This window comes from Vibrio rotiferianus CAIM 577 = LMG 21460 (assembly GCF_002741985.1).
Classification (GTDB): Bacteria; Pseudomonadota; Gammaproteobacteria; order Enterobacterales; family Vibrionaceae; genus Vibrio; species Vibrio rotiferianus.
Map to the genome: position 1 here is coordinate 13,449 of NZ_APHW01000107.1, position 22,663 is coordinate 36,111.

At 42.8% G+C, this 22,663-nt stretch carries 17 protein-coding genes and 1 pseudogene; 12 read left to right on the plus strand and 6 right to left on the minus strand.

From position 1 onward, the window contains the following. The first annotated feature begins 8 nt into the window (after nucleotides 1–8). The 3 genes from B853_RS22175 to nirD are packed head-to-tail and all read left to right on the plus strand — an operon-like array spanning nucleotide 9 to nucleotide 3,711. A complete protein-coding gene (locus B853_RS22175; RefSeq protein ID WP_005450080.1) occupies nucleotides 9–845 on the plus strand; it encodes an ABC transporter ATP-binding protein in 837 nt (278 codons plus the stop codon). A gap of 10 nt (nucleotides 846–855) precedes the next feature. Next, nucleotides 856–3,375, plus strand: a complete 2,520-nt coding sequence (gene nirB / locus B853_RS22180; RefSeq protein ID WP_050568999.1) for a nitrite reductase large subunit NirB — start codon at nucleotides 856–858, stop codon at nucleotides 3,373–3,375. Continuing rightward, on the plus strand, nucleotides 3,376–3,711 hold the full coding sequence (gene nirD / locus B853_RS22185) for a nitrite reductase small subunit NirD (protein WP_038886795.1): 336 nt from the start codon (nucleotides 3,376–3,378) through the stop codon (nucleotides 3,709–3,711). It abuts the gene before it with no gap. A 98-nt stretch (nucleotides 3,712–3,809) separates the two neighbouring features. Here nirD and B853_RS22190 read toward each other — a convergent pair whose 3' ends face one another. Then, on the minus strand, nucleotides 3,810–4,214 hold the full coding sequence (locus tag B853_RS22190; RefSeq protein ID WP_038886796.1) for a PPC domain-containing DNA-binding protein: 405 nt from the start codon (nucleotides 4,212–4,214) through the stop codon (nucleotides 3,810–3,812). A 1-nt stretch (nucleotide 4,215) separates the two neighbouring features. Beyond that, the gene (locus B853_RS22195; RefSeq protein ID WP_005375904.1) at nucleotides 4,216–4,791 is read right to left on the minus strand and encodes a TetR/AcrR family transcriptional regulator; all 576 of its coding nucleotides are present in this window, start codon (nucleotides 4,789–4,791) and stop codon (nucleotides 4,216–4,218) included. A gap of 284 nt (nucleotides 4,792–5,075) precedes the next feature. Between B853_RS22195 and B853_RS22200 the strand changes: the two genes are divergently transcribed. The 3 genes from B853_RS22200 (at nucleotide 5,076) to B853_RS22210 (ending at nucleotide 7,882) form a co-directional block, all read left to right on the plus strand. Further along, nucleotides 5,076–5,690 (plus strand): glutathione S-transferase, encoded by a 615-nt coding sequence (locus B853_RS22200; RefSeq protein WP_038886797.1) that lies wholly within the window; start codon nucleotides 5,076–5,078, stop codon nucleotides 5,688–5,690. A 254-nt stretch (nucleotides 5,691–5,944) separates the two neighbouring features. Continuing rightward, the gene (locus B853_RS22205; protein ID WP_005443088.1) at nucleotides 5,945–6,205 is read left to right on the plus strand and encodes a hypothetical protein; all 261 of its coding nucleotides are present in this window, start codon (nucleotides 5,945–5,947) and stop codon (nucleotides 6,203–6,205) included. A 21-nt stretch (nucleotides 6,206–6,226) separates the two neighbouring features. Then, a complete protein-coding gene (locus B853_RS22210) occupies nucleotides 6,227–7,882 on the plus strand; it encodes a SpoIIE family protein phosphatase (RefSeq protein WP_038886798.1) in 1,656 nt (551 codons plus the stop codon). Nucleotides 7,883–7,929: 47 nt separating this feature from the next. Here the strand turns inward: B853_RS22210 and B853_RS22215 are convergent, their stop codons facing one another. From B853_RS22215 to B853_RS22230, 4 genes are all read right to left on the minus strand, one after another. Continuing rightward, nucleotides 7,930–9,351: an amidohydrolase family protein gene (locus B853_RS22215; RefSeq protein WP_038886799.1), complete on the minus strand. Its 1,422-nt coding sequence runs from the start codon at nucleotides 9,349–9,351 to the stop codon at nucleotides 7,930–7,932. 221 nt (nucleotides 9,352–9,572) lie between these two features. Next, complete coding sequence (locus B853_RS22220) at nucleotides 9,573–9,761, minus strand: hypothetical protein (protein WP_010452277.1); 189 nt, start codon at nucleotides 9,759–9,761, stop codon at nucleotides 9,573–9,575. Between the two features lie 260 nt (nucleotides 9,762–10,021). After that, on the minus strand, nucleotides 10,022–11,581 hold the full coding sequence (locus B853_RS22225; RefSeq protein WP_249027435.1) for a response regulator: 1,560 nt from the start codon (nucleotides 11,579–11,581) through the stop codon (nucleotides 10,022–10,024). Between the two features lie 132 nt (nucleotides 11,582–11,713). Beyond that, nucleotides 11,714–13,843 (minus strand): serine/threonine-protein kinase, encoded by a 2,130-nt coding sequence (locus tag B853_RS22230; protein WP_038886802.1) that lies wholly within the window; start codon nucleotides 13,841–13,843, stop codon nucleotides 11,714–11,716. 315 nt (nucleotides 13,844–14,158) lie between these two features. Here B853_RS22230 and tagH point away from each other — a divergent pair, with 315 nt between their 5' ends. The 6 genes and pseudogenes from tagH (at nucleotide 14,159) to tagF (ending at nucleotide 22,663) form a co-directional block, all read left to right on the plus strand. After that, the gene (gene tagH, locus B853_RS22235; protein ID WP_038886804.1) at nucleotides 14,159–15,343 is read left to right on the plus strand and encodes a type VI secretion system-associated FHA domain protein TagH; all 1,185 of its coding nucleotides are present in this window, start codon (nucleotides 14,159–14,161) and stop codon (nucleotides 15,341–15,343) included. A 15-nt stretch (nucleotides 15,344–15,358) separates the two neighbouring features. Continuing rightward, entirely contained in the window at nucleotides 15,359–15,808 is a 450-nt protein-coding gene (gene tssJ, locus B853_RS22240) for a type VI secretion system lipoprotein TssJ (protein ID WP_038886805.1), read from the plus strand. A gap of 16 nt (nucleotides 15,809–15,824) precedes the next feature. Next, nucleotides 15,825–17,150, plus strand: a complete 1,326-nt coding sequence (gene tssK, locus B853_RS22245) for a type VI secretion system baseplate subunit TssK (RefSeq protein WP_265102002.1) — start codon at nucleotides 15,825–15,827, stop codon at nucleotides 17,148–17,150. 11 nt (nucleotides 17,151–17,161) lie between these two features. Continuing rightward, nucleotides 17,162–18,450: pseudogene (tssL, locus tag B853_RS26845) on the plus strand (type VI secretion system protein TssL, long form). Nucleotides 18,451–18,467: 17 nt separating this feature from the next. Further along, complete coding sequence (tssM, locus tag B853_RS22255; protein ID WP_038886807.1) at nucleotides 18,468–21,986, plus strand: type VI secretion system membrane subunit TssM; 3,519 nt, start codon at nucleotides 18,468–18,470, stop codon at nucleotides 21,984–21,986. After that, nucleotides 21,968–22,663: a type VI secretion system-associated protein TagF gene (gene tagF, locus B853_RS22260; protein WP_038886808.1), complete on the plus strand. Its 696-nt coding sequence runs from the start codon at nucleotides 21,968–21,970 to the stop codon at nucleotides 22,661–22,663. Before tssM ends, tagF begins: the two co-directional genes overlap by 19 nt.

Here is a 22,663-nt window from a genome sequence, read left to right on the forward strand (position 1 = left end):
AAACGATCATGGAAAAAGCATTATTAGATCTAACGCGTTTAGGGATGCGATTCCCAACGCCAGATGGCGAGTTCATCGCGCTTAAGAACGTCGATTTACAAATCAATAAAGGCGAGTTTGTATCCCTAATTGGTCACTCTGGCTGTGGTAAATCAACGGTATTGAACTTAGTCGCAGGGCTGCACATGCCAACAGACGGCGGCGTGATCGTCGATGGACGAGAAGTAGCTGGACCAGGACCTGACCGCGCAGTGGTGTTCCAAAACCATTCATTACTGCCTTGGTTAACCGTGTATCAAAACGTTGAGCTTGCAGTAAAACAAATTGCCGGCAAAAAGGGCAAAGCGTGGATTCAGGAACAAGTGAACCACTATTTAGAGTTGATTCAAATGCAGCATGCTGCGCACAAAAAGCCGGATGAAATCTCGGGCGGTATGAAGCAGCGAGTCGGCATCGCGAGAGCACTGGCACTTCAACCAAAGGTTTTGCTGATGGATGAACCATTTGGCGCGTTGGATGCGTTGACACGTGCACACCTACAGGATGCACTGATGAAGATCCAAGCCGAGCTAAACAACACTGTCATCATGATTACCCACGACGTGGATGAAGCCGTGCTGCTATCCGACAAAATCGTGATGATGACTAACGGACCGGCAGCAACCATTGGAGAAGTGTTAGAAGTGAATCTACCTCGCCCTCGTGAGCGTGTCGCACTGGCGGATGATGCGCAGTATCAAAAGTGTCGACAAGCGGTGTTGAAGTTCCTTTACGAGAAGCAATCCAAAGTCGAGATTCCTGCTTCGAAAGAAGACAAACCCAAAACCGCAGCGCAAACGGCATAAGGAGGCAACGATGAACAGTCCTTTAACGATTCCAGTAAAGAACGCATTGAGCCACATCGTTGTGGTAGGCAACGGTATGGTCGGGCAACACCTCGTCGAGCAATTAGTGCAGAAAAACGCGCATTTGGAGCACCGAATTACCGTGATTGGTGCAGAGCGTTTTATTGCATATGACCGTGTACAGTTGTCCTCTTTGTTTGCGGGTAAGTCTCATGATGATTTGATGCTGAGTAACCAAGAATGGTACGACATGCATGGCATCCAACTCGTACTTGGCAGCCAAGTAACAGGCATCGACAGAGAGCAAAAGCGCATTCTGCTTGATGGTGAAGATGTGCTGGGTTACGACCAACTCGTGCTCGCTACCGGTTCTTACCCATTTGTGCCGCCAATTGAAGGTAAAGACCGAGACAACGTGTTTGTCTACCGCACGCTTGATGACCTTTCACAAATCAAGAAGGCATGTGAAGGCGCAAGAACAGGTGCAGTGATTGGCGGTGGCTTATTGGGTTTAGAAGCGGCAAACGCACTTAAATTATTGGGGTTAGAAACTCACGTCATTGAATTTGCGCCTCGCCTGATGCCCGTACAGTTAGATGATGGTGCTGGCTTAGTGCTAAAAGAGAAGATTGAAGCGCTAGGGTTAACCGTACATACCTCGACGGGTACGGAGCGAATCTGCGATGGTGAAACGGCTAAACATCGCATGGTGTTTAAAGACAAAGATCCTCTCGAAGTGGATGTGATTGTCTTTTCCGCAGGGATTCGCCCTCAAGATGAGTTGGCAAGAATAGCTGAGCTAGAAGTAGGCGAGCGAGGCGGCATTGTGATTAATAACCAATGCCAAACCAGCGATGAGAACATTTACGCGATTGGCGAATGTGCCCTTTGGGAGCAGAAGATCTTTGGTTTGGTCGCACCCGGTTACACTATGGCGAGAACCACTGCCGATGTCTTGACTGGTATGCCAAGCGAAGGTTTTAAAGGCGCAGACATGAGCACCAAGCTCAAGCTACTTGGGGTGGATGTGGCGTCTATCGGCGATGCACAAATGCAAACCGTAGGCGCACAAGAAATGGTCTTGCAAGATGCGGTCGCAGGCATCTACAAAAAGCTGGTGGTTGATGCGAGTGGTACCCAATTACTTGGTGCGATTCTCGTCGGTGACAACAGCGACTACGATGCGCTCTTACAGTGTTATTTGAACAAAACGGTCCTGCCAGACCACGCGGCGAACCTGCTGTTTGATACCGGAATGCTGGATGGAGAGATGCCAGACAGCGCCATTATCTGTTCTTGTCACAACGTCACAAAAGGTGACTTAGTTGCCGAGATACAAGCTGGCACCACCAACCTGACGGACCTTAAAGCCAACACCAAAGCCGGTACTGGCTGTGGTGGGTGTAGCAATATGGTGAAGTCGGTATTGGATACTCAACTGGCAGCTATGGGGGTAGAGGTTAACAACCACCTTTGTGAGCACTTTGAGCTCAGTCGCCAAGAGATGTTTCATATTTGCCAAGTGGAACAAATCAAAGACTTCGACACCTTAATTGCACTGCATGGCAAAGGGTATGGGTGTGATATCTGTAAGCCGACAGCAGCATCCGTGTTCGCTTCTTTGTGGAATGAACACATCATGGAGCCTCAACATCAATCTCTGCAAGATTCTAATGATGCCTTTATGGCAAACCTGCAAAAAGATGGCTCTTACTCAATTGTGCCTCGTGTTCCGGGCGGTGAAATCACACCAGACAAACTCATCGTGCTAGGCGAAGTCGCTCAGCAATACGATCTGTACACCAAAATCACTGGCGGTCAGCGCGTGGATTTATTTGGTGCGCAGTTAGAGCAACTCCCAGAAATCTGGCAAACCTTAATTGATGCTGGTTTTGAAACAGGGCACGCCTACGGCAAGTCGGTGCGCACCGTGAAATCTTGCGTGGGTTCTACTTGGTGTCGTTATGGTGTTGATGACTCGGTCGGATTAGCCATTGAGTTAGAGAACCGCTACAAAGGATTGCGAGCGCCCCATAAGCTTAAGTTTGCCGTATCGGGCTGTACTCGCGAGTGTGCAGAAGCGCAGAGTAAAGACATTGGGGTGATCGCTACTGAAAACGGCTGGAATCTATACGTTTGTGGTAATGGCGGCATGAGACCACGACACGCTGATTTATTTGCATCCGACTTATCCAAATCAGAGTTGATCACCATGATCGACCGAGTATTGATGTTCTACGTCAGCACCGCAGATCGCTTGCAGCGTACGTCGGTGTGGATGGAGAACATGGAAGGGGGCCTAGATTACCTTAAACAAGTGATTTTGGATGACTCTCTGAATCTATGTGATTCTTTGGATGAACAAATGGCGCGCGTCGTAGATACCTATCAATGTGAGTGGAAGAGTACGCTGGATAATCCTCAGAAATTGCAACGCTTCCGTCCTTTCTTGAACAGCACGTCGGGCAGCAAAGTCTTACCGTACCAACGTGTGCGCGGTCAGCGTATTCCGGTGAAACAGGAGGTGTAAATGGCAGCTTTAACCAAAGTGAAACTGTGTCAGCTTGATGACCTAATGCCGTTCATCGGTGCCACTGTATTGATTGAAGGCGAGCATGTCGCGTTATTCTACATTCCTGATAGCGGTGTTTACGCCGTTCAAGATTGGGACCCAGTTGGTAAGGCTTATGTAATGAGTCGAGGGATTGTCGGTGATATCGATGGTGAGATGTGTGTTGCATCGCCTCTATACAAACAACACTTCAGTTTAAAGAGTGGGCAATGTTTGGAAGACGAAGCGCACTGTCTAAAAACGTGGCAAGTAACGGTCGACGATAATCAGGTTTGTTACTTAGTCGAAGAATGATCCTCGAAATTTGCTTGCTCGATATGAGTAAATTCTTAGCGTAAGCGATAAGCGAATAAAGCTCCAGAGACAGCACAGTATGGCTCTGGAGCTTTTTACTATTTGGAAGGATTCACTTGTAGTTCGGTATAGCCAGTCGAGTCGTCCATCGCTCTAGTGAACTCAAGTTCTGGATAAGAATGGATGATCAATTCTGCGGTAGTATCAATCACTGTGCCTTCTAGCAAATGCCCACCCCAAACTCGTCCTTCACGATCAGAGACTGATATATGAACGTGTTGATGTTCAGGCGTTAGGGTTCCCATCACAGAGACGATTTCAAATGGCTCTTGTTTGGTTAACGTGCTTTCTGCACCTGCCAAACGAAGGTTGAGGTCAGAGACACAACCAACACATGACGCAATCGAGCCTGCTTTGATATCGTGCTCCGCGACCAATTTCGCTAGGCTCAGCTTTAAGTCCATGCCTTTGGTAAGACGTACTGCTATCACTTCAATCGACATATTACTTCCTAATCAAAACCAGCAAGCAGGAAAGCGCCGTATCTAAGTCGGCATAACGTTTGGCTTTGCCAAGTACGCGCATGCCTTGCATGTTGTTGAGAACGAAACGAGCGAGTTCTTCTGGTTTCAGCGTTTTCGGCACTAAGGTTTCTTTTTGCGCATTGGTCAGCGCATCCGCAATGATGTCGATAAGATGGTCAAATAAGAAATGCCCTTTGCGCAGTACGTCATCGTCTTCACCTGCATGCTCAATCAACGCATTTTGAATAAAACACCCACAGTTGCGTTTGCGCTGCAGCTCAGCAAAAGATTTAAGGAACGATTCTAACTCAGGTAAAGACGCGTCGTCTTTTTCCAAATCATTCAGTGAAGGTAGCGAGACCTTCTTCAAGTAGGTATCGAGCGCTTCGTAGTAGAGCTGTTGCTTGTCACCATAGGTGTTGTAAAGACTGAAGCGGTTGATGTTCAGTTCGTCGGTGAGATCCGAGATAGACGTGTTCGCAAAGCCCTTACGCCAAAACACATCCATAGCCACGAGAAGCTTTTCATCTCGGTCGAAGTTGGCTTTTCTTGCCATAAATTACCTGCCTGGGTCTGCTTATCGGGTAATTAAATTGCTTTGGAGGGATGGTACAGAGAACCTCTAGCGTTCGAACTGAACCAATATGATGAATACCCAACTATTCTTGGGTATCAGCCTCCAAATTCATGTGAACTCACAAACGGCATCAAAAATCTCGCTCAGCAAACAGACCCACAACTGTTTGAAAATTTTTGATAGTGAAGTTCTTGACTGATCGTTTATAAACTGGCTACAGTATATCCTAACCAATCGGTTAGAAAAAGATAAAAGGATGTGAAATGAAGCTCTATGAAACCGCAATGACTCCAAGTTGTAAGCGAGTTAGCATTTTTCTAAAGGAAATCGCTGGCGAGGTTGAGCGAATTGCGCTGAACGTTCGTGAGGGCGATAACCTATCTGAACCGTTTAAATCGAAAAGCGTGAACGGCAAAGTGCCTCTACTAGAACTGGATGATGGCACGACGATCTGCGAAAGCGTGGCGATTTGTCGTTACCTAGATGAAGCGTTTGAAAATGATCTGGCGCTGTTTGGTGCTAACCAGCTCGAACGTGCTCAGGTGGAAATGTGGCATCGCGTTGTCGAATTCCAAGGTTTGTATACGGCTTTTCAGGCGTTTCGCAATATCACAGCAATTTACCAAGACCGTGAAAACTGTGTGGCTGCGTGGGGTGACGAGTCGAAATCTCGCGTATTAGAATTCCTACCAATTCTGGACAAACGCTTGTCAGAAAGTGAGCACATCGCCACGGACAACTTCACCATCGTAGACATTACCGGCTACATTTTTGTTGGTTTTGCCGTAAATGGTTTGAGTATTGAAGTGTTCGAAACCTACCCAAATATTGCACGTTGGTTTGAACAAGTATCGGTGCGTGAAGCGTTTCAAGGCTAACTTCTAGCGTAATTTTTCTAAGCAGCAAGGCTTTTGTAGACTTGCTGCTTTTTGTCGTTTTAAGCGCAAAGATCTTCAATTTGTTCAGGTTTTCTCTTCTTTTTCTGCCTTTCTCCTATAATTAACTCTGTTAATGAAACAACATCAATTGGCTCTCACGGCGTTTTGGAACCTTGAGTTCTTAGTTTGTAGACGTCCCAATCATTATTGGACTTCACCAAGTAATGAAGGACACCAAGCGACAAGGAGAGGTTATGCGTGTTCGAAGTAAAACCATCAATGGCGTATTGTGTACGCTGCTCGTAGCGTCTGTGTGCGGACTCGTTGCCATGTATCAAAACCACAGTCAGCAGCATCAACAAATCGAGTTGCTGCGTGGGCAATTGATGGAAAAAGAAAACCAAATCGTCATCTCGAATGAGGCGTTGTCTTACACTCGTTATCAACATCAACTTTTAGCGGAAGATTACAGCCGTTTTAGAGATGCCCAATCCATGAGTAGCGTACTGCAATAGAACAAACAGGCAAGGAGAGGTATGAAGTCCATATTGTTGGTCGACGACAGCAAAACGGTCCTGCTCTACATGACCAGTGCATTGCAAAAGCAAGGGTACGAGGTCATTGCCGTTGAAGATGGTGAGTCTGCGTTAGAAGTGCTGACTCACCGAACTGACATTCAGTTTGTCCTCAGTGATTTGATGATGCCGGGCATCAGTGGCATTGAGCTTTGCCGTGAGCTTAAATCGTCGGCGTTTTCTCGTTATATCTTCTTTGTGCTTCTCTCTTCCCGTAACGATCAAGAATCCATCATCAAAGGCATGGATGCAGGCGCCGATGACTTTGTCGATAAGAAGACATCTGTAGAGGAACTACAAGCGCGCATCCGAGCGGGCTTTCGTACCTTAGAACTGCACAATACGCTCACGACAAAAAACCAAGAGCTCGATTTAGCGTATCAAACCATTCAGCAGGATTTGGACTCTGCTGGAGAGTTAATGGGGCAACTGTTGCCCGTGGAAGAACAGATTCACACGGCACAATTTAGCTTCACTTATGTCCCTTGTGCCAAGATTGGCGGGGACATGTTGGGCTATGTCGAGCTGGATGAGTCCCACGTGGCGTTTTATGTCTTCGATGTTTCCGGGCACGGTATTTCTTCGGCTTTAATGGCGTTCTCGATTCAACAAACTTTGTTACAATGTAACAAATCGGAGTCGATAACGTTAGACTGGAGCGACAACGAATACCGCATCAGTGAGCCTGCTGCTGTGATTGAAAGGCTTAATCGACGTTACCAGCAAACGCAAAACAGCAAGCTCTACTTCACTATCGAATACGCCGTGTTGAACACCGAAACTGGTGAACTGAATTATTGCACTGCAGGACATCCTAAATTTGTTTGGCAACAGACGGAACAAAACCGCTTGGAACTTGTTGGTGACAACAACTTCATCGTCGGGGCATTGGAGCCGATGATGTACCAAGGTGGAAGTATCCAACTCAAGCCTAATGACGCGCTTTGGTTCTTCTCCGATGGCTTATTGGAAGCCAAGCGAGGCGAGGAGCTTTACGGCATTGACCAACTGCTAGCTAACATCGAAGGGAGTAAAGCGATGCCAGAAAAGGCACAAACCAATTCCGTTTTAGAACAAGTGCAAAGCTGGCAAGGAAAACCAGAAATCGACGATGATGTGAGTTTGTTGAAAGTGCAATGGTTGGGCTGTGCACAATCGCAAGCCGTTAAGTCGACAAGTTCGCTATTCCAGAAATCCTATCAAGCGTCTTTAGACGTTTCACGCCAAGCGAGTCTCGATTTGGTTGAGTTCCTTCAACAACACTCGGTTTCTTCTCACGTCGCGCAAACCCTTGAGTTGTGTGTGGTTGAGTTGATGAACAATACTTTCATCCACGCCTATCAAGAACAAACCGGAAAAACGGTTGAGTTAGAATGCGAAGTGATTCAAGGGGAAAAAACAAAAGTTGAACTGCGCGTGGCTGATTACGGAAACGGTATTGATGAAGATACGTTCAAAGCTCACATCTCTAAGCAGATTGAAGCGCCCAACTTGTTCGATGAAGGCAGTTGGTTGCCTTCTGGTCGAGGGCTTATATTGATCGCTCAAATGACAGATGGGTTCTCGGTGTGCAGAAAAGCCGGAAGAAACGAGTTTACTGTGATTAAATCGTCTTAGTTCGATAAAAACTCACCCCCCCCATAGGCGAGGTGAGTTGTATTTGATTACAGTTTGTTTTTAAAGATCTGACCATCTTTCATGATGAGATCCATTTCTGTTAGGTGAGAACCGTCTGGCTTCGCATCGTTGGTAAACCAAGTCTCACGTCCGCCGACTAAGGTAATGTCTTCTAGCGGGTTACCATCAATAAGTAAGATATCTGCGTAAGCACCAACCTCAATCACACCGATTTTGCCGTCTGAATATGGGTTGATCCAATCTTCCATCAACTCTGCTGGGATTCGACCGCCGACCGAAGTCATTGCTTTAAGTGCATTGTAGTTTCCAAAGAACTTCGCATTTAGGTAAATCTCATGCGCAATTTGTTTTGCACAGGTCGATGCAACGCCAACACAGTCAGTATTAAACGCGCGATAGTCCGGGTTCACTTCATTGACGTTATCAACATAAGAGTCGAAAGCTTTTTGCGCTGAATGCAGCTTGGCTTGGATCATTGGATCTTGCACTACAGGCGTCTTCGCAAGTTCTGGAGAAAACGCAGTTAGGTTTGTCACCAAGAATGCACCTTCTTCTTTAAAGCGTTTATGGTGCTCAGGTGAATACATAAAACCGTGCTCAATGGTCTTCACACCAGTATCTAGTGCTTGGTTAATCGCTTTTTCTGAATAAGCGTGTGTCGATACGTAAGATCCATATGAGTTTGCGATATCAACGGCCGCTTTCAGTTCCGAATCTAGCAATGACTGGTACTGCCACGGGTCGAACTTAGACGACACGCCACCAGATTGGAACACCTTTAAGAACTGCGCACCCTGACGGAAGTTGTATCGACCTTGTTCATGGATGGCATCCACACCAGCAGGCGTCGACATGATATTCAGAATTTCAAGGTTTTGAGGTGAGTCTGTTAAGCGACGAGATTGAAGACCAACGTCAGAGTGACCACCAATAGGGGCGATAGGAGCACCGGAAACAAAAGTACGAGGGAAGGCGTTCAAGCGACCATCGCGTTCCATGTCTGTCCATGAGCCTTCTGCGCCGCCCACATCACGAATTGTTGAGAAGCCCATATTTAGGTACATCTCACCAAAGCCTTGAGCATGAACTGCGATTTCCGACCAACGCATATCGTTTGTGCCCAATAAGCCTTTTGGCAATGCAAGGTGCATGTGTGATTCCACCAAGCCCGGCATCAAGGTTCTGCCTTCACCATCAATGATTTTAGCGTCAGCAGGTGCGTCGGCATTCCCATCAGTGATCGCGGTGATTTTATTGCCCGTTACAACAACCGAGTGGTTCTTATACAGCTTGTTATCGGTGCCGTTGAAGATATTCACGTTAGTGAACACGGTAACCTGGGGTTGTTCGACAACCGTTTCGGTTTGAGTCTTGGTAACCACGGGTGCCGCCATCAGTGAGCCAGCAACAACAGCAAGAGAAGTAGCGATAAGTGTTTTCTTAAGCATAAAAACCTCGTTGAATTTCAAACTGAATTTGGGAACTGAGGCTATCTTAGGAAAATAGACTTGAACTGGATTGCCATTTCGCGACAGTTGGATGCTTTGGAAGATAGGTAAGTTATGGGGGTAGGTTAGATTCAGGTTTGTATTATTGCCTTTAGTGAAATATGCCTGTGTTGCATCGCCAATTGATAGCAGTTTCCATTGTTCAAACTAGCATGGCTCACTTAATCATCTTTACTATTATCTATAGACAGCAGGGCGTTTAACTCTTCTTGAGAGAGGATATCCATGATTGACGAGTGTTTGTGCGCGTCTTCTAAAGACAGTTGCGCTTTATTTATTAGGTATCTTTTTTGAGTATCGCTTAAGTCATCCAACTTAGCGAGCAGTTCTCTGAAACGAATATCGTCCATCTCGTTACCTCCTATGGCGATATTGAGAGTTTAGGTTGTGGTATCCTGAATACTCAAGTTATCCCTAATAGGTAATTATTTATCTGGGTGTTATCTTTCGAGTTGTGAGATACCAAGAAGTTCAGCCCGGTTTGCCACATTCTGTAGTTGTTTGATTAATATAGAAGAGTTTTTATAGTTGCTCATGTAGGTCAGAATACACCAGTTATTACTTCCAGATCGCTGCCTACCTATTGATTCACGACTCCAAAATCAGGCATTCATTCTCCTTTATGAGAAATCGAAGTTAAAAGGTTTGGGGAGTTGGGGGGGGCATGAGAACCTAAAGAAAAGTCCTTAACCCAAACCAACCAGTTTGGAGGGAGTGCAAGTTGGGTTAGACTTTTTAGTGTTGCCGTTGTCTCATGAACACCTGAGTGCGAGTGTTGCCTAACTAAGTAATTGAGTTTTGCTTCAATAGAAAACGGGAACTCTTCGATTGATACACCATCACCAGTGCCACGATTATTACAACGAGTTATATACTCAATCTCGGGTTCACTTTGCTTGTAATTCAAAATAAATTGGAGGGAATTCTGTAATTCAAACTCGCCAAAAAACTCCATCAAAGGTATCGCTAAACGCAATATTATAGCTGGGCAAGCGAGTAAGTTTTTATAGTAAAGGCTAATAGAAAGTAACAGCTTTTGGTGTGCCTCTTCAGGTCTTGATTCTTTCAAAAGCAAGTTGCATTGCATGATCTGTTTTAGTGCACTTAAATCTGCTTTCTGATTCTGACTCAACTGGCCCAATGCAATTTCACAAAAGTGATTTAGTTTCGTCAGTAACTCTCTTTTTTCTTTGATATTCGTGAGCTGACCGTAGAGGTTTGATACGAACTCAACGTAACAACTGATCGCGAACAACCAGTTTGGATCGGTTGGCGATAAACGAGCAGCGTAGATCAACCCAATTTCAAATAGTTTCTCTTTTTTATGTAGTTTACTCGCTATTCTGGACACGCTGAGCATTCGGCAACTATTACTTGGTGTTAGAGAGAAGGCTCTATCTGCAAGTAACAACGCGTTGGACAATTGCCGCTGAGACTCGTACAGCCCTGCTAAATTATCCATTGCTCTCAAGCAGAGTGGTTTTCTTGCAACATAATCGGCGAGTAATTGAATCGCATGGAAAACTGACCCTTCCTCTTTAAGTAAGTAAGCTTGAGCACACGCTAAACTGGCGTGATCTTTGTGTTGGCAAAATGGTAGGAACTGCTTTAGCAAATTGAGGCGATTATGTTTGACGAGCGTGTCGATAATTAAGGATTCAACACAAATACTATTTTGATATTTTGTTTTTAGAGATATGACTTTTTCTAAAGTTAAGTGGCTGAAAAGGTTAAGTTCTCGTTCAACTTCGGATATTTGCTGTTGCTCTTGGAGTGCTAGCTGTATCTTATGGGATAAAGCTTTGGTTTGGAGAGGTTTTTTAAGGAAGTGCCTAACGTGTCCCGACAATGAGGTAGCGACAGTCTCTTGCCGAGCATCGCCTGAAATCATCAGAACTGCGGTTAGGTGAGATATCAGTTTAGACCGTAGCATCAAGTTTAACAGCTCAACCCCGGTAAGCTCATTCCCCAAATGGTAGTCGAGAATAATGAAAGAATAGAATCGAGATTTCACGGCTTTCAACGCGTCTGCAGCGTTATTGACACAAGTGATATTGGACTGACTCACATCGAGCGATTGTAGTTGATGCTTGATCAACAGACTGGCTGTTTCACAATCATCAACTATCAGTATATTAATTTGGCTAACTTGGACCTTCTTAATACTCAAAATGCGATCCTTTGTGTCACAACTCCTTCTTACAATATAGTAATCCAGTTGCATAACGGCAAGGCATGTCACTTTTAATTTAGTGAGTTAGCACGTTTTACTTAAGAAGATGTCTCAACGAGCACTTTTCTATTAGCTTCTCTCTATCTGTTGCATAAGAGCGTTGGCTTTTTGCATTGCTCGTCTTGCACTTTTAGCCTTACGCTTGTTCAAAAGAATGTCTGAGAAGTCTAGGTACTTATTAGCAATTTGGAATTTCAATGCATTGATATCTTCGAAATTTTCAGGAAACCGCTTAGATAGTACGTTGAGGTCATCAACGAGTTTGTCGAGATGAACCGTTGTCTTCGCCTTCTCTAAGCGGAAATGCAAACCATCAAAATCTTCTTTATACAAAATTCTTGCGGCGTGAGTTGGGAAAGGTAGTGGCGTATTTGAATCTAAAGATTGAATATACAACTTCATCTCCAGTATAGAGTCTTTCATTTGGTTGCTCGTGACCAACTTATCTTTATATTCCTCGATGCCAGAAAAAAACGTATTGCCAACTTTTAGCAAAGTAACGAGAGAGGCTGCGTCTTTTTCTTTAAGTGCTTCAGTTAATTGTTGGCCAAACACCTCAGAGGCAAGCGAACTTGGTACAAAACGGTACTCACGATGAATCGTATTTAAATCGTGTTTAAGATCGTAAATAGAACGTACATCGGGCTCTTTGACGTAGCGTGACTTTTCGAGGTGACTATTGATTTGCCGGGATATTGATAGCAAGGTCGAGTGCTTGCTAGATTGAATGTCTACAGACAAAACTTCTATTTTGTGAGAGTCAGGGTAGTAACTCCTCGCATTAGATAGCACAAGTTCAATTTGATCATAGTTTGGATAGCTAGTGCTGCTTGTGTTTAGGATACTATCAATCTCAGATTCAAACTGTCCGAGAATACTCTCTTTGTGTACGCGTAAATAGCCTTCCTTGATAACAGGGTGAACAGTTACTTCACTGTCAATGAGCTGTTTAGCTTCAGTAGCAGTAAGCTTCAGTAAGTCTAGCTGTTCACTTAATACCTCTTCACTTTTCTTTAAGGTTAACGCTAACTCTGAAATTTTATTTTGTTGGTGCTGGAAAGTATAAGCTGCGCCAATAGCTAAAGTTACGGTTACAGCCAATGGAGTGATTAGCTTCAAGTAGTTCTTATTAAGTTTATCTAACAGTAGCCGCGCATTTACTTCTTCTTTCACACTGCCGCTATTTAGGATAGAGGCTAAAACAGGCCACTTGCTAAATGGGAGGTTGTTAGGTTTTACAACTTTTACGCTTTTCTTTAAGGCTTCATTGACAGGGGTTCTGTTATAAGGGTGCTTACAAGATAGCAATTCATAAATAATGCAGCAGAAAGCGAATAAATCATCTTGAAACTTTGGTTCTTTCCCTTCAAGAACTCGTTTTGATGCGTAATTTGGAGTGTAGCCCAACGTGTCAAGACTTTGAGATTGTCGCCTAGCGGCATACTTATCTTGTTGTACCCTGTGAGTCTTGGATACTCCGAAATCAAGTAGCTTAACGTTGCCTTCAGGTGTGATCATAATATTAGCAGGTTTTAGATCGGCATGGACAACGCCTTTCGTATGAGCGTAATCAAGGGCATTGAGTGCCTGCCCAACAATACTCATAGTGGCAGAAAAAGATAATCCATTTGGCCTAGAACGTTGAATTAATTGCTCTAGTGTTTCGCCGTCGACATACTCCATGACCAAAAAGTACACATTAGCATCTACGCCGAAATCATAGACTCTAAGTATATTGGGATGGCTCAGCTTCTGAGTTTGCTGTGCTTCTCTAATCAGCATGCGGGCAGTTTCAGGCTGTTCAGCGAACTCATCCTGAAGGATCTTCAATGCTACGTGAGGGTTATCTGCACCGGAAGAATCAAGGATTATATCCTTGGCTAAATAGACATCACATAACCCTCCGTGGCCAATCAGAGATTCAATTTCATATCGATTCTTGATGACCTTTCCGAGCAGCGAGCTACCATCGGAAGTTGATGCAGGTTTAATGGAATTTTGATTATTAATTGCATTCTTAGCGTCGTTGCAAACTTGAGATGAATTTTCATTTCTTGTGCTATTCGATTTGAAGTTACCCTCAGTTTTTAAATTTCTTTTATTAACTTTATTGTTGTCTTTATTTTGACTCTTTACAACTTTCGTCTTATCACCATCAGATCTATTACTAATAGATTTGTCTTTATTACTGTCAGCCATCAAAAGTGCTCCATAAATAATGATGAGTGAAATATATGATTTCCTATCTACATAAAAATGATTAGATTCCTGTTTCTCGGTCAAGCTAACATCAGAAATTTGACGCATGAAACTTGATGCGTCAAAACTTTGAACTCCGCTGTATTATTGGAGTAATTCAATATTCACTTATTGCTTTGGGTTGAAAATGATTCATTATTCTTTCCGTGTAATTAATTAGTGGTCTTTTCTAAACTATTTACTTATTTGAAAATATTGTTATTGATTGAATTGTATTTTATTTTTGCTACGTGAATTTTCGGCGAGGTTTATTCGATGTTGCTTTTAAGCATTACAAGTTTTCACAAGTTTACTCCAGAGATTGAAACGGAATTTAAATTTAATGAGGGAAGTGAACATGCTAAAGCTACGTTTGGTCGCTCAGAAGATTGTGATTGGATCTTGCCAGACCCTGAACGAGTAGTATCTAGCTTACATGGTGAACTAGTCAAATTTGGTGACACCTTCTTAATTCGCGACATGTCAACTAATGGCATTTTTGTTAATAACGCTGTAAGCCCGATCGGACAAGGGAATGAAGTTCACTTAAATGATGGTGATACATTATCTATTGGTGATTACCAAGTTACGGTGGAAGTCACTTTTGAGAGCGAAATTGGGTCAACTAGGTTAGACAATAATGCGAATGAAGAGCATCAAAAGACCCTCGTACCAACAGTTAAACCGGACTACGATGATTTTGGCTTTAGTATACCAGAAGTGCTGGAAACCAACCCAAAAGAGGAATGTAGTACTCAATTAGATATTGGTTTGACTGATGATTTCTTTGATGTAAGTGACATACCACATGTTATTGATAATAAGGTTGAAGCAGATGGGCTTAGGGATAATAAATCATCAATTAATGTTGGAGGGTGCGAAGAGTTAAACGCATTCATTACTGGGCTTGGTATAAACCCGCAATTGATACCTGAAAGCAACAAAGAAGACTGGTACAAGCAAATTGGAGAATCATTTTCTTTGATGTTAATCGGGTTGATGGAAACGCTACACAAGCGGGCTCAATTTAAGCAAAACAATCGGCTTAACCATACTGCATTTCAAAAGCAAGAAAATAACCCGTTGAAGTTCTCTGCTAACTTAGAAGACGCAATTCACAATTTGTATAATCGACAGACTTCCAGCTTTATAGATCCCAATGCAGCTATTCGAGAAGCATTTCTAGATATCGAAAAACATGAGAGCGCTTTGATGAAGGGGGTTGAAGGTTCAGTGCTTGGTGTTATGTCCCTCGTGGATCCAGAGTCAATCTCAATATCAAATCAAAGTGGCAGTTCGCTAATTAACAAGATTAATCCATCAAGAAAATATGTCACTAATTGGAGAAGTTTCCAAAATATACACCGTCAACTTTTTGATGAGATAGTAAATAGTGATACGCCTTTTTATTTGGATGATTTTTCTAAATATTATGATTCATCACAGCGTGGGGAACATTAGAAGAAGGGATTTAGTATGTTGAGAATATTTTTAATATTGTTTTTGTCAATTGTGATTGTAGGTTGTAGTGCCGCAAACTTTGTTGTTAAGCCTTATTCTACTTTAGAGGTAAAGTCAGCGCATAATATCAACCCGGACTCAAATGGAAGGCCGTCACCTGTTGTGTTTTATGTGTTTGAGCTTACTTCTGATACTATTTTTTCTAATCAGGATTTCTTTTCGTTATATGAAAATCCGGAAAAAGTACTTGGTCCAGATCTGGTTAATAAGTTTGAGTTTTCGCTGACACCAGACTCAGTGGAAAACTATCAAGCAAGTATGAACCCTAAGACAGAGTTTATTGGGCTAGTTGCAGCTTTCAGGGATATAGAAAACTCCAATTGGCGACAAGTTATCAAAGTAGATAAAACTGGCTATAACACCTATGAAGTCTTGATTGATGATTTATCACTAGTAGTAAAATAAATATTGGCAATAATAAATGACTGAATACTCTTTAACTGCATGGTGTGAGGGGATGTTTTTACGTCCCCAACACTTTCAACAGCAAGATAGGGCCTTAACCTCTGAATTTAGGGATTTAGCAAAGTATATATCTCCTTATTACTGGGGAATATGGAACTTACATTTGTCAGAAGCAGCCTTGAAAGACGGACAAGTAAGAATCGATTCTTTGACTGCCATTTTTCCAGATATGACGGTAATAGACTGTCCAAACAAACACAAATCTCCTAAGCCAGTCTCTATAGATAGAGGTGTGGAAAATACGTTGATAAAAATTGTACTGCCGGAATTAAACGGTCAAGAAAAGAGTGTAAGTCCTGATAATGCTGAGGAGATTAAACGGTTTTCTCTTGATGATGTCGAACTCATCGACTCGAATACTGGTTTAGATGAAGAAACTATCCAAGTAAAAACGTTTAATATCGAACTCAAGTGTTCTAATGAAAAATTAGCGGGTTATGTAGAGATCCCAGTTTGTCGAATAAAGGAAGTGACGCCCGAAGGAGAAGTTGTTTTAGATGAGGGTTTCATTCCACCTAGTTTGAATGTGAAGAAGAACTCACAGCTTACAGAGTGTTTAGACAACGTTACAGCAATGACAAAGATCCGAGCTGACTCAATTTCTCAGAGGTTAGGTCAAGGTAAGGCTGCGTCAGCCTCTGCGGTTGATTTCATTATGCTGCAGATGTTGAACAAATATGAAGCTAAATTTCGCCATATAAAAGAGTTAGATCACATCACTCCAGTCGATTTTTCAATGTTGTTACAAAGTTATCTTGGAGAGTTGGCGACATTTTCAAATAAGTCCAAACGTTTACCTAGCGTAGAGCAATATGACCATTTAGAACTGGGCTGTTTCTTCCAATCTTTAAACCAAACAATAAGCCAATACCTAAGTGTTGTCTTGGATCAGACCGCGACTAAACTGCCATTAGAGTCAAGGCAATATGGGATACACGTTGCGCCTCTTCCGGATAAAAAGTTGCTCGAAAGCTGTCAGTTCGTACTAGCAGTTAAAGCGGACATTAATACTGAAGAAATTCGACGCCTTGTTCCTGGACAATTGAAATTTGGTGCAGTGGAGCAAATTCGCGAACTTATCAACAACCAAATTAACGGTATCTCTGTTGCGCCTCTATCGGTTGTTCCTCGTCAAATCGCTTACCAAACTGGCTATGTTTACTTTGAAGTCATAAAGAAAGGACATTTTTGGACACGACTCAGTGAAAGTGGCGGTATGGCGTTACATTTGTCAGGTAACTTTCCCAACGCTGCATTAGAGCTTTGGTGTATCAGTCAATAAGAGTGACACGAATGGAACAAACAATAGTCAAGCCGAGCCCTGGTCGAAAGAAACCACCGACAACGAAAGAGGTATCATCGGATAGTACGATAGTACTTAGCTCAAATGCTGAACATATTAACAATGACAGTATCGTTGCTTATGGTAGCAACCCAGTTCTCGCGGAAGCGAATGGGATCTTGTCTATAGTGGCTCAGATCCGAGCCACTGCGACTCATTCGGATATTCACCACTTAAAGGAGTCACTAGCTCAAAAGTTACGTGACTATGAGAATCGTCTGCGTCAACAGGAAGTAAGTCTAGAAACGATAGATATTGCTCGTTATAGCCTCTGCTGCGTTATTGATGAGGCTGTCTTAAATACGAATTGGGGCGGGCAATCTGCATGGAGTCATGATTCTTTATTGTCATCTTTTTACTCGTCTTCAAAGGGGGGGGAGAGGCATTTTATGAGAATCTGAAAAAATGTATGGGTACCGCAGAAAGTAACCTTGACTTGCTAGAGCTAATGTTTGTATGTATGTCTCTTGGCTTTGTCGGCCAGTACCGTTTAGAGCAAAATGGCCTAGAGTCCCACAGGAGGCTACGAAAACAAATTACTTCCATACTTAAAAATTTTGGCCGTTGTAATAACATCGAATGGGCTTACGACCCAACTGAAAGTGTCACAAGTGGCTCTCAGTCAGCAGAGAGTGCGCCTATATGGGTATTATGCTCTGTAACTGCCGCAATTTTGGTATGTGTTTTTATGTACTTTAACCATGCTCTCAACTCGGCGTCGAACAAGACTTTCTCAAGCCTGATGAACCTTGTTTCTAAAGACCAATCAATTATTTCTACATCTACGATTATCAACACTAAGCCGATTGCGGAAAAAATCTCAGTCTATCTTGCGACTGAAATTGAGAAAGGCATCGTATCGGTAGATTCCTTGCAGGATAGAGTAAGGATCACCATTAAAGCTCAAGATTTATTTGAATCTGGGAGTGCTGACCTTGTTGAGTATATTGACCCGATCATTTTTAAGATTGCTCAGACTTTGGAGTCTGTCGAAGGGAAAATAGTGATTACCGGACACACTGACGATAAACCGATATTCACTAGCAAATTTCCATCCAATTGGCACTTATCTCTTGCAAGAGCGACAGCACTAACAGACAGACTTTTAGATAACGGCGCTTTGAAGAGTAGGGTAATTCCTGAAGGTGTAGGTGATGCGAGACCTTTGGTGGAAAATGACAGTGAATCAAACAGGTCAATAAACCGTCGTATTGAAATTGATTTGTTATTAACCAAATAACTATTGGGATCATTAAAATGAATATGAAAGACATTGGAAGGTTCTTTTCCCAAAGGTGGCTTATTAGCCTAGTAGGAGTTTTTGCCTTCTCAATCTTTATTTGGTTTGTTGGCCCGCTTATTAGTATTTCATCTTATGAGCCATTAAAAACTGACTTTCAACGGTTAATCACTATTCTTACTGTTGTTCTAGTATGGGCGTTAGTTTCTATTTTGAAGCAACATAGGCAAAAAGCTCAGGATGATGCAAGTATTCAAAACTTGTTAGAAGTCGACAGTCAGTTTGATAAAGAGGCTGCATCAGAGATTGCTCTAATGCGCGATAAAATAGAGCAAGCGGTAAAAACAGCAACTCACAGTCATAAAGGAAAGAGAAGCCTATACAGCCTACCTTGGTACGTACTAATTGGACCACCGGGAACAGGTAAAACCACGGTTCTCAAACAATCTGGATTGGAATTTCCTTTAGCCAGCACTATGGGGGCTGAATCAGTCGAGGGCATAGGTGGTACTAGGCATTGTGATTGGTGGTTTGCAAACAAGGCTGTGCTTATAGATACAGCTGGTCGATATACAACGCAGGACAGCCAGGCCGCAGTTGACTCTAAGGCATGGCATGGTTTTCTCGGACTACTTAAAAAGTATCGAACACAGCGGCCAATCAACGGTGCAATTGTTACTGTGAGCTTAGCGAGTGTGATGTCGCTGACACGAACGGAGAGAAGTTTGCATGCTCGTGCAATTAAATCTCGCTTGCAAGAACTTAAAAATCAGCTGGGAATGCAGTTTCCGATTTATGTGTTACTAACAAAAGCAGATCTTGTTGCGGGATTCAGTGAATTTTTTGCCGATGTCACAAAGGAAGAGCGTGACGAACTGTTAGGGTTTATGTTTCCGATGGAAGTTGTTGATGAGCGTGGCTCTATTGGTTTGTTTAATAAAGAGTTCTATGGGTTATTAGAGCGTTTAGATAAGAGAATGCTACGTATTTTAGAAACAGAGGATGACTTAGATAAACGCGCGTTGGTATTCGAGTTCCCAAAACAGTTAAGGATGATGCAAGCGAATTTAGATGAATTTTTGTCAGAAATTTTCGCTCAGAACAGCTTTGAAGAACCAGCCATGATCCGTGGTATTTTTATTGTAAGCTCCGTTCAAGAGGGGGCACCTGTAGACCGACTAATGCATGAATCCGCAAGTGGCTTAGGGTTAAATCGGTTAACACTAAAAATGACTAAGCGAGCATCACATAGCTATTTCGTAAGAAGTCTGTTTGAAAAGGTCATTTTTAAGGAACAATGGCTAGGTAGTGTTAATAAACACTATCAAAAACAGAATCGATGGCTCAGAAAGGGGGTACTTGTCGGTTGTTTAAGTCTATTAGTATGTGCGTCGTTATTGTGGTTTTTTAGCTATCGCTGGAATATAGATCTTATTAAAGAAGTTAATCAACAAACCCGTGATATTGAGGTGATGATTAATGCTGAGGGACTCGATTTTGATAAAGACATCATAAATGCAGTCGCAACACTCGACCGAATAATGATGCTTCCACTGGGAGCGGATAACCACTACCCAGATTCACAGCTTTTTAACAAATTAGGTCTGTATCAAGGGGATAAAATTTCTCAGTCAGCCAATCAAGCCTATAAAGATGCACTATCGTTCTATTTTTCAGAGTTGATTTCGAGCGCACTTGTATCTGAGATGGATGACAACAAGCATCATCGCGAGTATTTATATGAAACATTAAAAATATACTTAATGTTATTTCACTCAGATAAGTTTGACATGCAGCAAGTCATGAATTGGTTTGATTTCTATTTTCAACGAGAGTTCCCAGGAGCCCTGAATGAAGCACTACGAGAGCGACTAAGTGTTCATACGCAACACTTTCTAGTAGCGAGCGAACGAGGACTCAATTTTAACGAAAATTCCGTCAAAGATGCGAGGGATGTATTAACGAAAATGTCGCTCCCAGAAAGGGCTTATCAGCGAATGAAGGTACAATTCTCTAAGAGTCATGTTCCTTCGTTTCGACTCACTGATGTTCTTGGCCCGAAGAGTTTAGAGCAGTTTGAAAGGCGAAGTGGAAAGCCTCTCTCTCAAGGTATTCCAGGCTTTTATACTTACAATGGATTCCATAGCATTTTCCAAATACAACTCGGCCGAACTGTGAAAAGTTTGATGGAGGAAAACTGGGTATATGGTGATGATATAGAAGTAAGGAACATTGACGAGAATGCTGCTATTAAAGGGGTTCAACAAAGATACTATCAGGACTATGTTAATGAGTGGAAGGGACTCGTAGAAGATATTCAACTAAAGCAAGCGCCAACCTTGTCAATGGCAACTGAGCAAGCTCGTATTTTAAGTGGTGTCGAAAGGCCGATAGAGTCTTTGTTACGAGCCATTCAAAAAGAAGTTGGTCTAACTAAAGTGACGTTGACTCAAAACCAAAAAGCAGCGTCAGAGGTTACGGCTAAAGTTGCCAAGGTCAAGTTTTCGAATACTGCAGATAAGTTAGATCTTTATTTACCTGATGAAAGTGAATTCGCCGTATCACTGCCAGGAAAGGAGGTAGAAATACACTTTGCGGATATTCTGCATTTAAGTGAGCAGGACTATAGCGACATCCAAGATGCTATGTTGAATCTAAGATCTTACCTCACTGATTTGTCTAGCTCGGGAAATAATCAAAAAACAGCATATAAAAGTATACTGGACGGCACTCTTACTCAAGAAGTAGCGTCTTCATTTTCTGCAGCGAAGGCCGTATTGCCAAAACCATTTAATAATTGGTTGGGTGAGCTTTCCCAAGAATCCGTCAAGTTTGCAGAGTCGGGTTCTAAGGATCATCTCAACAGACTTTGGCAAACCAGAGTCGTCAAAGCATACAACCAAACTATTGCAGGAAGATACCCTTTTAAACCCAGTGCTGACAAAGAAGTTCGCTTGAAAGATTTTAAGCGCTTCTTCGGGTACGGCGGTACTTTGGACGCTTTTTTTCAAGAGTACCTAGAACCATTTGTTGATACTTCTCAGGGGCGTTGGAAGTTTGAAAAAGAGATTGGAGTGAAAACGCAAACGTTACATGTCTTCCAACGAGCTCAAAAAATCAGACAGTCATTCTTTGAATTAGACAACTCGTTAAAAGTCGATTTTGGAATGAAACCTGTCTATCTAGATCAGCATATAACAAGGTTTGTATTAGAACTTGGTAAGCAAGACTTAGTTTATAAACATGGGCCAGCAAGAGCGAGAGACCTCACTTGGCCATCGAAGACGGCGCAAACGAGGATTGTATTTACACCACCGGACTCGAAGCGTGAGATATCACACACTTATGAAGGTGAATGGGGCATCTTTAAGCTACTGGACCAATCTTTGAAAGCAAGACCGGAGTCAAGAAATGACAACATTGTCATGATTGATTTGAAAGGAAATAAGGTGCAACTCGAATTGATTCCCAAAAGTGCTTTTAATCCATTTTGGTCTAACGATATGGAGAGGTTTAGATGTCCACAAACCTTATAACCGAAAGTTGGGGCTATATTGGTAAAATTCCTTCTAAGGGGGACTTTATCAAGGAAGGATTACCATCTGAGTTTGTTTCACAGTTTCATGATTGGCAACAAGCCGTGTTAGCGGTGAGCAAAGAGCAGTTAAATGAGACTTGGGTTGAGTTATTTCTTAATGCTCCAATTTGGCACTTTGCTTTAGACCAAAATTATATTGGAGGTGCTACTTATATCGGCACTTTGATTCCGAGTGTCGATGCCGCTGGACGTTATTTTCACTTTTCTGTAGTTAGGCCGGTTCGCGGCCGGGCTATTGATTACTGGGAAAGCCGGGATTGGACTCAAACGACAGAACGCTTGGCCCTTGAGGTATTAGGTGATGAGTTTCAATTTGATAAGTGGCATCACAATTTAAAAGAAACCGGTGAAGGTTTAGATACCATAGAGCCAACTAGTTATATCGCAGAGTTGTTAGATCCGAGTACCTCGAACGCCGTGTTTAGATTTTCGGAGTTGTTCGGTCAACGAGTTTTGCTAAACCACATGCTCGCCACAAAGGGAAATCATCCGTGTTTTTGGTGGACTGAGGGGGCACAAGCTGTGGAGTCATCGATGGTTATCACAAGTGGCTTGCCTTCAATTGGCCAGTTTTCAGCGATGCTTGATGGAAACTGGAAACAGTGGGGATGGTAG

Excerpts from the sequence above, each read along its gene's own strand:
- B853_RS22175 (WP_005450080.1), top strand. The coding sequence starts at position 9 with ATGGAAAAAGCATTATTAGATCTAACGCGTTTAGGGATGCGATTCCCA.
- nirB (WP_050568999.1), top strand. The coding sequence starts at position 856 with ATGAACAGTCCTTTAACGATTCCAGTAAAGAACGCATTGAGCCACATC.
- nirD (WP_038886795.1), top strand. The coding sequence starts at position 3,376 with ATGGCAGCTTTAACCAAAGTGAAACTGTGTCAGCTTGATGACCTAATG.
- B853_RS22190 (WP_038886796.1), bottom strand. The coding sequence starts at position 4,214 with ATGTCGATTGAAGTGATAGCAGTACGTCTTACCAAAGGCATGGACTTA.
- B853_RS22195 (WP_005375904.1), bottom strand. The coding sequence starts at position 4,791 with ATGGCAAGAAAAGCCAACTTCGACCGAGATGAAAAGCTTCTCGTGGCT.
- B853_RS22200 (WP_038886797.1), top strand. The coding sequence starts at position 5,076 with ATGAAGCTCTATGAAACCGCAATGACTCCAAGTTGTAAGCGAGTTAGC.
- B853_RS22205 (WP_005443088.1), top strand. The coding sequence starts at position 5,945 with ATGCGTGTTCGAAGTAAAACCATCAATGGCGTATTGTGTACGCTGCTC.
- B853_RS22210 (WP_038886798.1), top strand. The coding sequence starts at position 6,227 with ATGAAGTCCATATTGTTGGTCGACGACAGCAAAACGGTCCTGCTCTAC.
- B853_RS22215 (WP_038886799.1), bottom strand. The coding sequence starts at position 9,351 with ATGCTTAAGAAAACACTTATCGCTACTTCTCTTGCTGTTGTTGCTGGC.
- B853_RS22220 (WP_010452277.1), bottom strand. The coding sequence starts at position 9,761 with ATGGACGATATTCGTTTCAGAGAACTGCTCGCTAAGTTGGATGACTTA.
- B853_RS22230 (WP_038886802.1), bottom strand. The coding sequence starts at position 13,843 with ATGGCTGACAGTAATAAAGACAAATCTATTAGTAATAGATCTGATGGT.
- tagH (WP_038886804.1), top strand. The coding sequence starts at position 14,159 with ATGTTGCTTTTAAGCATTACAAGTTTTCACAAGTTTACTCCAGAGATT.
- tssJ (WP_038886805.1), top strand. The coding sequence starts at position 15,359 with ATGTTGAGAATATTTTTAATATTGTTTTTGTCAATTGTGATTGTAGGT.
- tssK (WP_265102002.1), top strand. The coding sequence starts at position 15,825 with ATGACTGAATACTCTTTAACTGCATGGTGTGAGGGGATGTTTTTACGT.
- tssM (WP_038886807.1), top strand. The coding sequence starts at position 18,468 with ATGAATATGAAAGACATTGGAAGGTTCTTTTCCCAAAGGTGGCTTATT.
- tagF (WP_038886808.1), top strand. The coding sequence starts at position 21,968 with ATGTCCACAAACCTTATAACCGAAAGTTGGGGCTATATTGGTAAAATT.